Raw genomic sequence first — 15,928 nt, 5'->3', positions numbered from 1 at the left:
CACCGGCGCGGGCGGTGGTCTCCGAACTTTCGCCACGGCCTGGAAATCGTTGGCACGGCCGGAATTCTCTACGCGCAACGGGGTGGCCGGTCGTTATTCGATCGCCGTCACCCGGTCCGGTGGGGCAACATCGACAACGCCAAGGTGCCCCCGGAGGGAGTCGGATGGCCGCGCCAAGGTCCGAAGAACCCGTCGACAAACGCAGAACAGCGGTGCTGCTCGCCCTGCGCCTGTACTGGCGGGAGTTGCGCCGACACCGGCTGCTCGGTGCGGGCGCGCTCGTGCTGCCCGCGCTGGGCAACACCTGTCTGCTCTACCTGACGCCGCTGGCGGTCGGCGCGCTCGCCGGTCGCCTCGCCGAGGGTGGCGACACCGGTCTCGCCACCGTGCTGCCGTACGTGCTGGTCTTCGCCGGCCTGATGCTCCTCGCGGAACTGCTGTGGCGCATCGGCGTGCACTGCCTCAACCGCACCGACGGGCGCGGGATCGAGCACCTGTCCACCTTCGGCATGGACGCGCTGCTCGGCAAGGACGCCACGTTCTTCCACGACAACTTCGCCGGCTCGCTCACCAAGCGCGTGCTCAGCTTCGCGTCGCGGTTCGAGGAGTTCGTCGACACCGTGGCGTTCAAGATCGTCGCGAACCTCATCCCCCTCGGCTTCGCGTGCGTCGTGCTGTGGGGCTACCACCCGCTGCTCGTCGTGGTGCTGCTCGGTCTGATCCTGATGACGGGCTTCGTGGTCGCGCCGCTCATCCGCCGCCGCCAACGCCTGGTCGCCGAGCGCGAGGCCGCTTACGCCCGGCTGTCGGGCCACGTCGCCGACGCGCTGATGAACATGGACACGGTGCGGGCGTTCGCCGCCGAGGAGCGCGAGAGCGCGGAGCACCGCGACCGCGCCGCCGAGACCCGGGTGCTGGCGCTGCGGTCGTGGGACTACGGCAACCTGCGCATCGACACCGTGGTCGCGCCGCTGTCCGTGCTGACCAACGCGCTCGGCCTCGCGGTCGCGGTCGGGGTCAGCGGCGGGCTCGGCGTGGAGGCGATCGTGGTGACGTTCGCGTACTTCACCAACGCGACGCGGATCATGTTCGAGTTCAACCAGATCTACCGGCGGTTCGAGAGCGCGCTCACCGAGGCCGCGCAGTTCACCGAACTGCTGCTCGACGACCCGACCGTGCTCGACCCGGAGGACCCGGAGCCGTTGCGCGCGCAGGACGCCGGGGTGCGGTTCGACCGCGTGGCGTTCGCGCACGACGGAGGCAAGCCGCTGTTCACCGGCCTGGACCTGGACATCCCGGCGGGCACGCGGATCGGGTTGGTCGGCCGCTCCGGCGGCGGCAAGACCACGCTCACCCGCCTGCTGCTGCGGCTGATGGACGTCGACGAGGGCCGCATCCTCATCGGCGGCCAGGACATCGCGCGCCTGCGCCAGGCCGACCTGCGCAGCCTGATCGCGTACGTGCCGCAGGACCCGGCGATGTTCCACCGGACGCTGCGGGAGAACATCGCCTTCGCCCGGCCGGGCGCGACCGACGCCGAAATCCGACGCGCCGCGCACGCCGCGCACGTGACGGAGTTCGCGGACGCGCTGCCCGACGGGTTCGACACGATGGTCGGCGAACGCGGCATCAAGCTGTCCGGCGGGCAGCGGCAGCGGGTCGCGCTGGCCAGGGCGATCCTGCGCGACGCGCCGATCCTGCTGCTGGACGAGGCGACCAGCGCGTTGGACTCGGAGAGCGAGGTGCTGGTCCAGGAGGCGCTGTGGCGGCTCATGGAAGGTCGCACCGCGCTCGTCGTCGCGCACCGGCTGAGCACGGTCGTGCGGATGGACCGGCTGATCGTGCTCGACCGGGGCGGGATCGTGGAACAGGGCACGCACGCCGAGCTGCTCGACGCCGACGGCTCGTACGCGAAGCTGTGGCGCCACCAGTCCGGCGGCTTCCTGGACGAGACCGGGCCGGTCGCCGGCGAACCGGACCGCGTGGGTGCCGAGCCGGCCTGACCCCCGGACCGCCGCGGCCCGCCGGCCGTGCACGCACGGCCGGCGGGCCGGGCGGTGTCGTCGACTTGAAGTTCCAGTCGCTGGAACGTCTAGCGTCCCGGGCATGACGATCACGGTCCTGGACACCTACCCCGCGATGCGCGAGATCCTCCGGTCGCCGCAGGCGGACCGGCCCGCGCTGCTGAAGGCGGTGCTCGAACCGGCGGCGGGCATGTACCGGCACTTCCCCGGCGAGGTCGACCTCGTCGCGATGCACCGCATGGGTTCCGGGTTCCCGCTCGACCGCGACGAGCAGCGGTGCCGGGAGGCGCTGGAGGCGTTGCACGACGCCGACGCGTGGCGCCGGGTCGAACGCGCCCTGAACGACGCCCTGGCCGTGCAGCTCGCCGCGACCCCCGACCTCACCGTGCCGGACATCACCGTGCTCATCGTCCTCGGCGATCCCGGTGACGCGCACTTCATGGGCCCGAACCTGGGCATGACGGCGAACGGCAGCGTGCCCGGCCACGTGTTCCTGAACTTCTGGCCCTTCCCGGAGAACCTGGCGCGGCTGGAGGCGACCGCGGTCCACGAGCTCAACCACAACCTCCGCTACGGGCCCGGCGCCGTCGTGTGGGACCCGGCGACCGTCACCGTGGGCGAGCAGGTGGTGTCCGAGGGGCTCGCCGACGCGTTCGCCCGCCAGCTGTACGGCGACGAGCTGGGCCACACCCGCATCGGCGTGCCCCACCTGCGTGACGACGCGGTGTTCGCCAAGGTCGTCTCCGGCCTCGACGTCACCGGGATGCGGAACTTCACCGCGTGGGTGCACGGCGACGAGACCGCCGTCCGCTACGGCGCGACCCCGGTCGGGCTGCCCACCGGCGCCGGTTACGCCGTCGGCAACCGGCTGGTGGACGCCTACCTGTCCACGACCGGTCGCACCGCGGCGCAAGCGCTGCTGGTGGACAGCCGCGAGGTCGTCGACACGGCGCTCGCCGCCCGGTAGCCCGCTACCGGGTCGCCTCGAACTCCTCATACAGCTCCGGGATGTAGGCGAGCAGGAGGTCCAGGGTGCCGAACGCCCCGTTGACCGGGTCGAGCCGCGCGTAGGCGTAGGCGATCTCGCACCCCTTGCGCGACGGCGCCGACTCGCGCACGTCGGTCAGCCAGTCCAGGAACGGCACCCTGCGCACGACCAGCACGGGGTTGAGCAGCGCCGCGTAGACCAGCAGCAGGTCCAGCGCCACGGGGCGGTTGCGCAGGGTCCACCGGTAGAACTCCGAGAACAGGAAGAACCGGCGCTCCACCGCGGTCGGCGCGATCCCGTGCACCTGCTCGGCCACCGCCGCGCCGTGCTCGGTCGAGGCCTGCTCGGCTTCGCTCCACGCCCGGTCGTGGACGTTGCGGACGGTCAGCTCGCCCCGGTGCAGGCGGGTCAGGTAGTCGGCCCACCGCGCGGAGCCGGGGTTGCCGAAGTCGTCGGCCGACCGGCCGAGCGCGAGCGCCACGCCGCGTTCGATGCCCTCCAGGATCCCCGCGTCGACGTGCGAGACCCACGTGCCGGGCGCGCCGAGCCCGTGGTCGAGGAAGAACGACAGCACGCCCTCGATGTTGCGCCAGCGGTCCGCCGCGCCCAGTCCCGCGGCGGGACCGCTCTGCACCAACCGCAGGAACTCCAGCCGGTCCGCCATGGCCATCCGGTCGATCTCGGCGGCCGTGCAGTCCAGCGACGCCGCGCACTGCCCCGGCGTCCGCACCTCCGCCAGCGCCGGCACCGGCGCGACCAGCCCGGCCACCAGCGCGAGCACGACTACCCAAACGGATCGCTTCACACGGGGGAACTTAACGCCCCCGGGCGGTCTCGGAGCCCGCAAATCACTCGTTCAGGTTGCGGACACCCGCACCGATCCACCGAACCCGCCGTCGACGCGAGTCGAACGCGCATTCACACCCGTCACCCGTCCGGACATCGGGTGCGGCAGGATCACCGGCATGGTGAGCCCTGTCGCCGGCGGCGAGGTACCGGAGGGGAAGCGGGACGCCGTGGTGGCGTGCGCGATCTACGTCGACGGCGTGCGGCTGCCCGGCGACTGGTCGCCCGCCGACGCGGTCGCCGAGGTCCGGGCGCGCGGGGACGGGTTCGTCTGGGTCGGCATGTTCCAGCCGGACGAGGACCGCATCCGCGACGTCGCCGACGCGTTCGGGCTGCACGAGCTCGCCGTCGAGGACGCCGTGCACGCGCACCAGCGGCCCAAGCTCGACCGCTACGACGACAACCTGTTCATGGTGCTCAAGACCTTGCGGTTCGTGGAGCACGAGTCGCCGACGACGGCGAACGAGATCGTGGAGTCCGGGGAGATCATGGTGTTCCTCGGCCGCGACTACGTGGTCACGGTCCGCCACGGCCACCACTCGGAGCTGGGTGACGTGCGCCGCCAGCTGGAGGCCGCGCCGCACCTGCTCGCGGCGGGTCCGGCGATGGTGCTGCACGAGATCGCCGACCGCGTGGTCGACGGCTACCGCGAGGTGGTCGAGGCGTTCGGCGGCGACGTCGACCTGGTCGAGACCGCGGTGTTCGCGCCGCGCAGCGAGATCGGCGTCGAGCAGATGTACCTGGTCAAGCGGGAGATCATGGAGCTGCGCAGGGCGGTCATGCCGTTGGCGGCCCCGCTGCGCAAGCTCAGCGAGGGCGCGTGCGGCCCGCTCGTGCCGGACGAGGTGCGGTCCTACTTCCGCAACGTCGACGACCACCTCACGGCCGCCGCGGAACGGGTCGTCGCCTTCGACGAGATGCTGACCACCCTGGTCGACGCGACCTTGGCCAAGGTGTCGTTGCAGCAGAACAACGACATGCGGCGGATCTCCGCGTGGGTCGCGATCATCGCCGTGCCGACCCTGGTGGTGGGCGTGTACGGGATGAACTTCGACCACATGCCGGAACTGCGCTGGCACTACGGCTACCCGCTGGTGCTGTCGGTGACGCTGGGCGTGTGCCTGGTCCTGTACCGGCTGTTCAAGCGCAACCGGTGGCTGTGACGGACGCGGGAAGGCGGTGGCGGTGCGCTCCGGAGATCTGGTAGACGGCACCATGGACGGCATGATGCGGCAGCTCCCCGCGAAAGACCGACCGGGCAAGGACGCCTGGCTCGGGCCGATCTCGCTGTGCCTCGCCCTGCTCAGCTGGCCGCTGCCGGCCGGCGGCACGGCCCTGGCGGTCGGCGCGGTGGCCTGCGGCGTGCTGTCGATGGCCACCAAGACCGAGTACCGGCTGGACTGGACCGCCGTCACGGGCACCTCCGTCGCCGTCCTGCAACTGCTGCTCTCGCTGATGCTGCTGGTCATGGAGGCCCGCGGCCACTAGGTGCGCGACGCGTTCGACGCGGAGACGCTTTCGAAGAAGTGGCCGACTGGTCACACGGGCCCATTTCTCCTGCCTGGAGCCGGCCAGGGTGTGAGAAGCGCGTCGCACCATGCCGCCAAGGTGGACCCGGCGCGGATGGTCGACCTCGGCGCGCCGAGGAGCGGCGGATACAAGCACGTCGCGCCGACCTGAGCTGCGCGCATCGGAGTACCTCTCGTCGTTCGCCCAGGCCGGCGTTCGTGTCCGCGATCCCGCTCAGCCGTCGGCTGGGTCGCCGAGCAACGGCTCACCCGCGACGTACCTGCGGAAGAACCTGGCGGTCGGGGTGTCGGCCGCCGTGATGTCGTCGGGTGTCCCTTCCGCCACCACGGAGCCACCATCGCGGCCCGCGCCCGGTCCGAGGTCGATGACCCAGTCCGCGGACGCCGCGACCGGGATGTCGTGCTCGGCGAGCACGACGGTGTTGCCGGAGTCGAGCAGCACGTCGAACGCGTCCACCATCCGCTGGATGTCTGACGGGTGCAGGCCGGAGACCGGCTCGTCGAGCACCACCAGTCCGGCCTTGCCGCTGCCGGTGCCGCGCTGGATCGCGGCGGCTCCACCCGCATCACTGGCCTGACCGAGCCGTCCTCACACTCCACCTCAACGCCGGATGAGATTGTGAAGGCTCACTATCGGAGCGCTGCAGATCGCGCGTGCCCGTCACAGCGTGTCAACCTGGACGTCCTCACACCAGAACGCCAGGATGTCATGCTCCGGGTCGGTCACCTTGTAGCGCAGGCCTTCCCACCCGTCCGAGGTCATGTCGATGATCTGGAGGTCGAGCGAGAAGCCCTCCGACTGCTGGAGCCGCAGACCCGTGACACCACTGAATCGAAGACGCAGCACGAGGCCCTCACCCGGTGAGGTCGCCTCCACGGACAGCGATACGTTATCCCCGTCGTTCTCGACGACCACGCGGGTCATCGACCACGAGGCACGACGCAAGTACTCGAAGTAGATGTTCAGATGCGCGTTCATCATTCCGTGTACTCTCCGGGCGCGTGCTTGACGATCTCTTGCCCACCTCCACGTCCAGGACCGTACTTGTATACGTGGTGGTGTGTGCCGGGGATATTCCGCTCCGACAGAGCTGCGTTGTAGTCGTTGCGTGCAATTAGTCGTCCGTACTCATCATAGTAGGCTTTCCAAGGCTCGACGCGGATACCACCGGGGCCACGATTGTTGATGTACTCACCTTCCAGGATACGGGTCCCGGGTGCGACCTGCCTGGGAGCCTTGAAGGCTTTATCGATCAGGTAGTCGCCGGGAACCCTGTCATCGCTCCCTATTCCGGACCTGTTCCCTCCCGAACCCGGCGGTTTGAGACCGCTGGAGCCGTCGGCCACTTGGGCACGGCCTTCGGAACCGGAGCTCTTCGCGGCGCCGTTGCCGCGTTTGCGGGACGGGGTGGTGAGGCTCAACAAGTCGCCGAGGCCGGGTACCTGGCTGTTCGCGAAGTCGGAGACGGCCTGTTCGCCGACGGACTGGATGATGTTGGCGCCGGGTTTGACGACGGTGGCCTTGACGGTTTCCCAGACCTTGTTGACGTCCTGCACGTTCGCGGCGACGGCGGACGCTGCGCGGGCAGGCAGGTTGGCCGCTGACGACACCAGGTCCTTCGCGGCGATCTTCGGCTTCAACGCCGCCTGCAGCACCGGCATCGGGTTGGTCTTGGCGGCGTCGGCGATCGCGGCCTGGGCGCGTCTGGTCACCGCTTCCATCGCGGCACGGCGGGCGGCGGCTGCGGCAGCGGCAGCTGCGGCAGCGGCTCGTTTCGCGGCGGCTTGGGCGGCTTCACGGGATGCGGTGGAGGCGTAGCCGCTCACGTTGCGCCGCGACCAACCCGCCGCGTCGTCGCCGTAACGGCGTCCTCCCGAGGCGGCTTCGTCGCCGTAGCGGCGGGCGCTGGACCCGGCCCTGCTCCCCCGGCGGCCGCTGGAGGCCACGTCGTCACCGGAGCGTCGCGCGGCCGAGCTGCCACGCCTACCGGCCTTGCGGGCTGCGCCGGCGACGTCGTCGCCGTACTTGGAGAGCCGTTTGACGCCTTTGTAGAGGTACTTGGCGCCCTTGAGGAGCTTGCCGCCGGGGATGAAGTTGGACGCGGCCCACAAGGCGTTGCCCCAGCTGGGGTTGCGGACGAAGTTGGCGACGTCGTTGTAGCCGGAGACCTCCTTGACGACCGACAGCGCGACCGAGCCGATCTTCTTCCAGTTGGGCCAGTGGCCGTCGGGGTCGATGAGGTCGAGTGGTCGGCCCGCGCCGTAGGTGTAGCGGTTGAACAGGGTGGCGGTGCCGGAGGAGGCGGAGACGGTGTCGCGGGAGGCGAAGCCGCCGGTGCCCGGCTGGTACCAGCGGGCGCCCATGTTGACCTGTTCGGTGTCCGGGTCGGTCCAGTCGCCCTGGAACCCGACCTGGCGGGTGGTGCCGGTGGTGGCGGTGACGGCGCCGAACGGGTCGAACGCGGCGGAGTCGGCCATGCCGGTCGTGGTCGTCGGGTCCATGCCGCCGACGACGTCGCCGTGCTTGTCCGACACCGTCAGCCGCTTGACGCCACCGGAGGCGATGGAGATCAGCTCGCCGGAGGGGTCACGGCCGTAGGTGCTGTCGCCGTCGGACGTCGGGTCGATGTCGAAACCGGCGTAGGTGAACGACTTCTTGCCCCGTGACACGAGTCGGTCGGCGCCGTCGTAGGCGTAGGTGGTGGCTCCGACCTGGATCAGCCGGTCGAAGGCGTCGAAGGAGAACTTCTCCTCGAACCCCGACGAGGTGCGCGAGGCCATCGAGCCGCGTGGCGTGTGCTTGTAGGTGTAGTCGCCGTCGGACAGCAGCCGGTTGCGCTCGTCGTAGGTGGCGGTCTTCGCGCCGTTGCGGGTGCGGTTGCCGGAGGCGTCCCACGCGTAGTCGGTGGTTCGCCCGTCGACCGTCCAGGACTTGAGGCGGTTGGCGTGGTCGTAGGTGTAGGTGTGGTCGCCCGCGCCCGCGAGCCCGGTGGTGGTCTTGCGGGTCAGCCGGTCGTTGTTGTCGTACTCGTAGGCCAGCGACGACAGCGTCGCCCCGGCGGCGTCCTTGATCACGTCGGTCTTCTCGCGGCCCAGCGGGTCGTAGTCGAACGTGCGGGTCCGCCCGGTGCCGTACTGGAGGCTCCGCGGTTGACCGGCCTCGTTGTAGTCGTAGGTCAGGCCGACCCCGGTGACGCTGTCGGTGACGGTCTTGAGCCTGCCCTTGTCGTAGCCGAACGCGGCGGTGCCGGCGGCGTCGGTGCGGCTGGTGACGCGGCCGTTCGCGTCGTAGGAGTAGGAAGCCCCGCCGGACGGGCCGGTGGCCGACAGCAGGCCGCCGCGGTCGTTGTACTCGTAGGCGTCGCGCCCACCCGGCGCGTCGATCTCCTTGACGCGGCCGACCTCGTCGTAGACGTGCAGGCGTTCGGCGGTCGGGGCCTCCGCGCCGGCGCCGGTCTCCTTCGTCAACCGGTTGAGCGCGTCGTACTCGCGGTCGCGCACCACTCCGCCGGGGGCGGTCAGCTTCGTGGTGTTGCCGGCGGTGTCGTACACCGCGGTCCAGGTGCGGTCGGTGGTGTCCGGGTGTGCCGCGGTGGGCGGTTCGACCACGGACTCCGGCAGCGACCAGGCGTTGAAGGTGGTGATGAACTTGTTGCCGCGGCCGTCGGTGTAGCGGGTGCGGTTGCCTTGGGCGTCGTAGCCGAACGACGTGGTGATCGACTCGGTGTCGGACACCGGTTCCACCTGCTGGGTGAGCCTGCTCAACGCGTCATAGGTGTAGCGGGTGGTGTGGTTGAGCGGGTCGGTGGCGGTGAGCACGTTGCCCGCCGCGTCGTGGGTGAAGGTGGTGCGCCGCTGGATGGCGTTCTGCCCGTTCAGGTCGAACGCGCCGGTGAGCCGTCCTGCGGCGTCCAGGCGGAGGTAGTCGGTGCGGCCCAGCGGGTCGCGCTGCCACACCGGGCGGCCCAGGCCGTCGTAGCCGTGCTGCACGACCACGCCCGCCGGGTCGGTGGCGCTGGTGCGCTGTCCCAGCGCGTCGTAGCCGAACGTGGTCACGTCGCCCGCCGGCGAGGTGGTCTTGACCAGTTCGCCCGCGTCGTTGTGCTCCAGCGTCGTGGTGTGGGCCGCAGCGGTGGGTCGGCGCTCCAGCGCCGTGCTGGTGGCCTGGCGGCCGAGCGCGTCGTAGGTCGCCTCGCTGCGCGCTCCGGTCGGGTCGGTGATCGAGAGCTGTTCACCGGTGTGGGTGTAGGTGTAGCGCCACACGCCGCCGGCCTCGGTCGGGTTGTCCGCCTTGGGGTCCTGCTGTTCGACGAGCCTGCCGAGCTGGTCGTAGCGCAACCGCGTGATCGCGCCGCGCTCGTCGGTCGTCTCGACGGCGTTGCCGGCCGCGTCGTACGTGGCCGTGGTGGCGCCCTTGATGGCCTGGGAGGCGCCCGGCGGGGTGTAGTCGGGGCTCTCGGTGCGGACCGGGCGGCCGACCTTGTCGTAGGACATCCGGGTGACCTGGCCGTTCTCGTCCTTCACGGCGGTCTGGTCGCCGAAGGTGTCGAACCCGAGCAGCGTCTGGGGGCGGGCCGTGGTCGGTGTGCCGCCGCCGGTCTCGACCGACACGGCGGGCAGCGTCACGGCGACCTGCCGTTCGCTCTCGTCGTAGCGGTACTCGGTGGTGAACGCCGCGGGGTCGGCGCCGGTGACGTTGCCGCGCGGGTCGGTCTCGGCGACGACCAGGCCGCGCTTGTCGTAGCGGCGGGTGGTGGTCAGCGGCGTGGTGCCGAGCTGGATGGTCTCGCTGGTCTGGTTGCCGACGTTGTCGTAGGCGTAGTCGACGACCGAGCTCGCCGTGGTCTGCAGGCCGGGTGTGTTGGAGCCGTTGCCGGAGCGGGCGATCTGGGTGACGTTGCCGTTGGCGTCGTAGCGGTAGGCGGTGCGGCGGGCCAGGCCGGCCGGGTCGGCGAGCTCTTCGGTGACGCGGCCGACCGCGTCGTGCGCGTACTGGGTGGTCCTGCCGCCGGGGCCGGTGTGCTTGACCAGGTTCCCCGCGCCGTCGTAGGCGTTCTGCTCCAGCAGCACCTTGCGGGCCGTGCCGCCCGGCACCGGCACCTCGGCGTGCACGCGGAACACCAGGCCGTTGGGCGTGTACTCGTAGAGGGTTCCGCGGCCCATGGCGTCGACGTGCCGGACGAGCCTGCCGCCGAGGTCGTAGGTGTTGGCCTCCAGCACGAGCAGCGAGCCGGGGTCGGGCTGTTCACCGGCGCCTTGGCCGCCGGAGACCGGTTTGCCGTGCCAGCCGCGTAGCCGCACCTCGGCGAGCATGTTGCGGGCGGTGTAGGCGTACTCGATGCGGGTGCCCAGCGGGTCGACCACCTGGGTGCGGTTGCCGAACACGTCGTAGGCGTAGCTGGTCTTCGCGCCCTCGGCGTCGGTGACGGAGTCCTGGCGGCCGCGGTCGTCGTAGGTGTAGGTGACGGTGCGCGCCGAGTCGCCACCGGCGAGGTCGGAGACCTCGACCTTCTCCGGCAGGCTGTCCGCGTTGTAGGTGGTCCTGGTGAACTTGGTGTGCCGGATCGCGTCGACGGTGTTGGTGACCGGGGCGTCGGTGACGTCCACGAGCCTGTTCAGCTCGTCGTAGCCGTACTTCGTCTCCAGTCCTTGGGGGTGGGTGTCGGAGAGCTCGACCTCGGCGACCTTGCGGCCCAGGAGGTCGTAGCGGTACTTGGTGACCAGGCCCTCGGCCTCGGTGTCGGTGCGGCCGGGCTCGGTGGTGGAGGCGAGGTCGCCGTTGGCGGAGTACCGGTAGGTGGTCTGCTTGCCGCGCGCGTCCTTGGTCCACTTCAGCAGTCCGGCGGGTTCGTTGCCGCCGCCTTCCGCGGCGGTGGTGCCGTCGGTGTAGCCGTGGGTGACGGTGGTGCCGTCGGGCATCGTCTGCTTGACCAGCTCGCCGCGCGCGTCGTACTCCATCGACGTCAGGTAGCGGTTGTCGGTCGGACCGGTGGAACGGCCGTCGCGGACGGTGAGCTGCTTGTCGATGCGCGGGTCGGTGTCGTTGATCTTGCCCGGCGCGGGCTGGTGGTAGGTGAAGTGCTCGGTGTCGCACACGCCCGGCTCACGGCAGGTCTTGCGGGAGATCACGTTGCCGCGGGCGTCGTTGCGCAGCTCGACCTGGTGGCCGTTCTCATCGGTGATGGTCTGCTGGAACCCGGCCGCGTCGTAGTCGAACGTGCGCACGCCGACGCCCTGCACCGGACCGCCCTGCCAGTCGGGGTTGCTCACTCCCGCGCCGCCGCAGTAGGCGGGTGTGCCGTCCGGGTTGGTCGTGGTGGCGGTGCAGGGTGGGGCGGTGGACGGGGTGGTGGGCACCACCGACGGGTCGGGCCGGTCTTCCAGCCGCACACCGGTGCCCAGCGGCGCGACGAAGCGGATCAACCGACCCTTGACCGGGTCGAAGTCGAAGAAGTGCGATCGGTCGCCCGGGTCGGTGACCTGGACCGAGCGCACCAGGTTGCGGACCGCGCGGCCCTGGGCGTCCTGCTTCTCGGTGCCGCTGACCTGCGGCACGCCGAGCCCCCAGTGCCCGCCGTCGGCGTCGGTGTAGTCGCGGACGCGGTCGTTCGTGGTGTCGTAGGCCAACTCGGCGGCCACCCGGCCGCTGGGCATGGTGACCTTCGTCAGCTGGTCGGAGTGCTCACGCGCCCGGTAGTGGGCCCGAGCCGCCTCCTCTCCCAGCGGGTGCTGGTAGATCGCGACCTCGTCGATCTCCCCGGCGAAGTGCTTCCTGCCCGCACCGGCCCACCAGCCGTACGGCTCCCAGGCCGCCGGGCCGACCGCGTGCGCCGCGCCGATCTGCCCGGAGTTGAGAACGCTGTTGTCGATCTCGCCGTCGGTGGTGCCGACCTTGGCGCCGTCCAGGTACAGGGTCTGGGTGGCCAGCGAGCCGGACAGCACCACGTGGTGCCACTGCCCGTCGTTGACCGTGCCCGTCGTGGTGATCGGGGCGACGCGGCCGTGCCAGAACTGGCCGCGCAGCTTGCCGTCGCGGTCGACGTACAGCGCGGGGACGGCGGCGGTCTGGGCGCGGTCGAACGGCGCGGTCTGGAACCCGATCAGCGGTCCGCCGGCGGTGGTCTTGAACCACAGCTCCACCGAGAGGTCGCGGGACTTCTTGATCGCGCCGTCCGGCAGGGCGACGTAGGAACTGCTGCCGTTGAACGTGGTCGCGGTGTCCGGGCTGCCGTCCAGCGGGCCGGGCGCGCCGGGGGTGGTGCCGCGGTGCGCGCCCCAGTCCTTGGCGAGGTTGGTGGCGACCTGGCTGACCGCGTCGGCCGAACCGGCGGGCTCGCCGAGCCGCCAGTAGGAGTCGGGGCGCGAGTCCAGCACGGCGGTGCGGTAGTGCGAGCCGTTGTCGTGGTCGTACTCGGTGCAGCCGCCCTTGGGGTCGCAGACCTCCGTCAGCCGGTCGCCGACGTACTTGTAGGTCCACGTGAACGGCGTGCCGCCGGTCGACGGGGGGTCGGTGCGGACCTCGGTGACGTGGTTGCCGGTCCACGTGAAGTACAGCGTCCGGTTGGCGCTCGCGCGGCTGATGGCGCGCTTGATCTGACCGTTGAGGCCGTAATCGAGTTCGAGCACGCGGCCGGCGTTGTCGTGGATCGTGATGAGCCGGCCGTCGAACTCGCGGAACGTGTAGACGGTGTTGGCCTTGTCCACCAGCACGTGGTTGCGGGCGGTGGTCGTGGTGTCCTGGTAGAAGGTGGCGAACCGGCCCGGCGGCGGGTCGAACGTGCCGTCGGCGTTGCGGCCGAACCTGACCTGCTGACCGTCGGGGTAGGTGACCACGACGTTGCCCGAGCCGTCCTGGTCGGGCACCACCCGCATGTCGTAGCGGGTGGACCAGCCCGCGCCGAACAGGTTGGTCTTGCGCGGGTCCAGGCTGTTGTACGTCCGCGCGACGGTCAGCTCCGGCCCGGTGACGCCGAGCGCGGCGTCGATCGCGGCGGTGGTGTAGTTGCCCACCTGCGGGTCGAAGTCGAGGTCGCCCGTGCTGTAGGGCGCGCCGCCCAGGTGCGAGGTGATCTCCGGCTGCGGCACCGCGGTCAGCAGCGCGCTGAACGGCAGCGCCTCGCTGCGGGCGCCGCTCGGGTCGATCGCGAACGCCCGCCAGTGGTAGGTCTCGCTCCACTGCAACCGTCCCTTCGGGACAGTCCACGTCTTGCCCGCCACCCGCGGCCCGAGCGTGCAGCTGCCCGGCGCCGGGGTGCCGTCGGCGTTGCTGCCGCACACCTCGAACTCGTAGCGGACCCCGGTGCCGGCGGGCGCGTCGACGTCGACCGCGTCCGCCCACAGCTGGGGGGTCAGCGTCGGCGCGGAGTGCCCGGCGGGCGGGTACTGCGCCTTGACGATCGGCGGCAGCTCGAACATCGTCAGCGACAGCCGCGCGGGCGGGATCTGCTCGTCGGTGAAGTAGGTGCCGCCGTGCACCATGCTGAAGTCGAGCAGGTAGTCGCCGGCGTTGGCGAAGCGGTAGACCGTCGCGTCCAACGTCACCGTGTCACCGGGCGGCACGTCACGCGGCAACACCGCCGACACGCGTGAGTCGACCGCGCGCCCCTGGGCGGTGAACGCGCGGTAGGCCAGCTTGTAGGCGGCGGGCGTCCACGTCTGCGAGCCGCGGTTGGTCACCGCGATGCGCACCTTGCCGTCCTGCTGCCGGTGCACCGGCGGTTGCGGCACACCGCGTTCGATCCGGTAGGAGGCGTCGTACGGGGTGTGGGTGACGAACAGCCGCGGCGGGTTCGCGGTGCCCGCGCCGGCGAACTTCTTCCAGCTCCGGGTGGCCTTCACCGCCAGGCCGTTGTTGGCCCCGCCGCGCACCCAGCCCTGCACCAGGTCACGGCCCGCGGTGCCGAGGTCGATCATGTCCGGCGCCACCGGGCAGGCCGAGTGCGACTGGCCGAGCGCCACGTAGCCGTGCGCGAACGACGCCCCGGCGATCGAGCCCCCGGTCGGCGGGTGGCCCGATCCCGACGGGGACCAGGCGCCGGTGACCGGGTGCACGGTGATCGGCTCCGGCCGGCAGGACGGCGCGCTGAAGCTGGTCAGGTAGAGCTGGGCGCCGAAGATCCGGTGGTCGGTCAGCACCGGGTTCACCCCGTCGAACTTCAGGTACATCGCGGCGCCGTCACCGACCAGCAGCTCCGATCCCCCGGTGCGGGCGCCGCCGGAGGTGACCACGGCGGCATTGGCGGACGTGGCCTGCACCGACGGGTCCACCAGCACCGGGTAGGCGCGGCCGGCCTCTCGCAGCCACGCCTGGTCCAACGACATCTTCAACGCCTGGCCACCGTCGTGGTCGACGAGTTCGTAGCGCACGCCGTGCGAGGTCGACGGGTTCTCCGGATGGCTGTCGGTCATGAAGCCCGCGGGGATCCGCGACCGCTCCCGACCGGAGCCGTCCACGAAGGACACCTCGCCATCCACGATGCGAGCGGTGAGGTCCTTGAGGCGCAACGGGAACACCCAGTCGTGCGGTGTGTCCGGCGAGGCCAGCACCAGCGTTTCCTTGACCCCGCCGGGTAAGACGTCCAAGCGCAGGTCCACACCCGTGGCCACGCCGGGGTAGGTGACCCGGCCGCCCTCGACCCGCGCGGGCGCGGCGGACGCGCCCGCCAACCCGAACGACAGCTCGTGCTGGTCGGACAACGACAGGCGCACGAACGGCGATTCGGACGCCGTCGCGCCGAACCGGGTGTCGACCTGGTCGGCGGTGTTGCGCCAGCCGGCGCCGTCCGCCACGAGCGTGGTGTCGATCGGGTGCCAGGAACCGTCGGCGCGCTGGTAGTTCACCGCCGCCTGGCTGAACTCGGTGGTCCGCGTGCCGTCCGCGTTGCGGAACGTGCGCGAGTCGGCTCGGCGCAGCTCGACGTCCTCGCGGCTCGTGGTGGCGTCGAAGCCGGCCAGGCCCGAGGGCGCGCCGAGTTCGCGGACCGCGTTGGGCGGCGGCTCCTCGGAGGGGAACCGCGGCTGCGGGTGCTTGGCCGATTCGGACTCCGGCATCGCCCGGTTGACCGTGTCGCCCTCGACCTCCCCCGCCTGCGCCGCGGCGGTTCCCCACGACTGGTCGGGAGCCGACGCGCCGGCGTCGTCACCGCTGCGACCCGCCGCGCCGAACCACGGCAGCACGTCGACCACACCGGGCGGGACCGTGCCGAGGAGCAGCGCCAGCACCGCGCCGAGCGCGATCACCAAGCGCGCACCCACCGGCACGGCCGGGAACAATCGGGCACGCGGAGCACGCCTGAGCACCATCGCCGAATTCCCCCCGGATTGACCTGAACGGCCTGCGGTCCACCCCCGTGGCCACATCGGCCGAAACTCGCACACACCGTCGGACAAGGCAAGGAACCAACCCGAAAGGCGCAACTAGCCGTTCCCGTGTCAGCCGTATGGCCGATCACGCGTGCTCAGCGCAACCACGCGCAGGGCCACTCGGCGGGCGTCACCCGAAAACGCTGACAGCCCCTGCACGTGTGGTTACAGTCGATGGT

8 protein-coding genes are annotated in these 15,928 nt (G+C 71.0%); 4 read left to right on the top strand and 4 right to left on the bottom strand.

Translation table 11 applies throughout. The features are described from left to right. Nucleotides 1-164 precede the first annotated feature (164 nt). Both EDD40_RS01625 and EDD40_RS01620 read left to right on the top strand, forming a co-directional pair. Complete coding sequence (locus tag EDD40_RS01625; protein ID WP_123741315.1) at nt 165-2,003, top strand: ABC transporter ATP-binding protein; 1,839 nt, start codon at nt 165-167, stop codon at nt 2,001-2,003. 103 nt (nt 2,004-2,106) lie between these two features. Continuing rightward, the gene (locus EDD40_RS01620) at nt 2,107-2,991 is read left to right on the top strand and encodes a DUF2268 domain-containing putative Zn-dependent protease (protein ID WP_123741314.1); all 885 of its coding nucleotides are present in this window, start codon (nt 2,107-2,109) and stop codon (nt 2,989-2,991) included. A 4-nt stretch (nt 2,992-2,995) separates the two neighbouring features. Here the strand turns inward: EDD40_RS01620 and EDD40_RS01615 are convergent, their stop codons facing one another. Continuing rightward, on the bottom strand, nt 2,996-3,817 hold the full coding sequence (locus tag EDD40_RS01615; protein ID WP_123741313.1) for a hypothetical protein: 822 nt from the start codon (nt 3,815-3,817) through the stop codon (nt 2,996-2,998). A 160-nt stretch (nt 3,818-3,977) separates the two neighbouring features. Here EDD40_RS01615 and EDD40_RS01610 point away from each other — a divergent pair, with 160 nt between their 5' ends. Continuing rightward, on the top strand, nt 3,978-5,021 hold the full coding sequence (locus EDD40_RS01610; protein WP_123741312.1) for a magnesium and cobalt transport protein CorA: 1,044 nt from the start codon (nt 3,978-3,980) through the stop codon (nt 5,019-5,021). 61 nt (nt 5,022-5,082) lie between these two features. Next, on the top strand, nt 5,083-5,346 hold the full coding sequence (locus tag EDD40_RS01605) for a hypothetical protein (protein WP_148088656.1): 264 nt from the start codon (nt 5,083-5,085) through the stop codon (nt 5,344-5,346). Between the two features lie 255 nt (nt 5,347-5,601). Here the strand turns inward: EDD40_RS01605 and EDD40_RS01600 are convergent, their stop codons facing one another. The 3 genes from EDD40_RS01600 to EDD40_RS01590 form a co-directional block, all read right to left on the bottom strand. Next, nucleotides 5,602-5,898 (bottom strand): hypothetical protein, encoded by a 297-nt coding sequence (locus EDD40_RS01600; protein WP_211348050.1) that lies wholly within the window; start codon nt 5,896-5,898, stop codon nt 5,602-5,604. A 150-nt stretch (nt 5,899-6,048) separates the two neighbouring features. Beyond that, complete coding sequence (locus EDD40_RS01595; protein ID WP_123741310.1) at nt 6,049-6,369, bottom strand: hypothetical protein; 321 nt, start codon at nt 6,367-6,369, stop codon at nt 6,049-6,051. Beyond that, a complete protein-coding gene (locus EDD40_RS01590) occupies nt 6,366-15,647 on the bottom strand; it encodes a LamG-like jellyroll fold domain-containing protein (protein WP_170184909.1) in 9,282 nt (3,093 codons plus the stop codon). Before EDD40_RS01590 ends, EDD40_RS01595 begins: the two co-directional genes overlap by 4 nt. Nucleotides 15,648-15,928 lie beyond the last annotated feature (281 nt).

Origin of the sequence: Saccharothrix texasensis (genome assembly GCF_003752005.1) — a bacterium.
In the GTDB taxonomy this organism is placed as follows: domain Bacteria; phylum Actinomycetota; class Actinomycetes; order Mycobacteriales; family Pseudonocardiaceae; genus Actinosynnema; species Actinosynnema texasense.
Note: the sequence above shows the minus strand (reverse complement) of the source record. Positions and strands in the feature narration are given on the sequence as shown.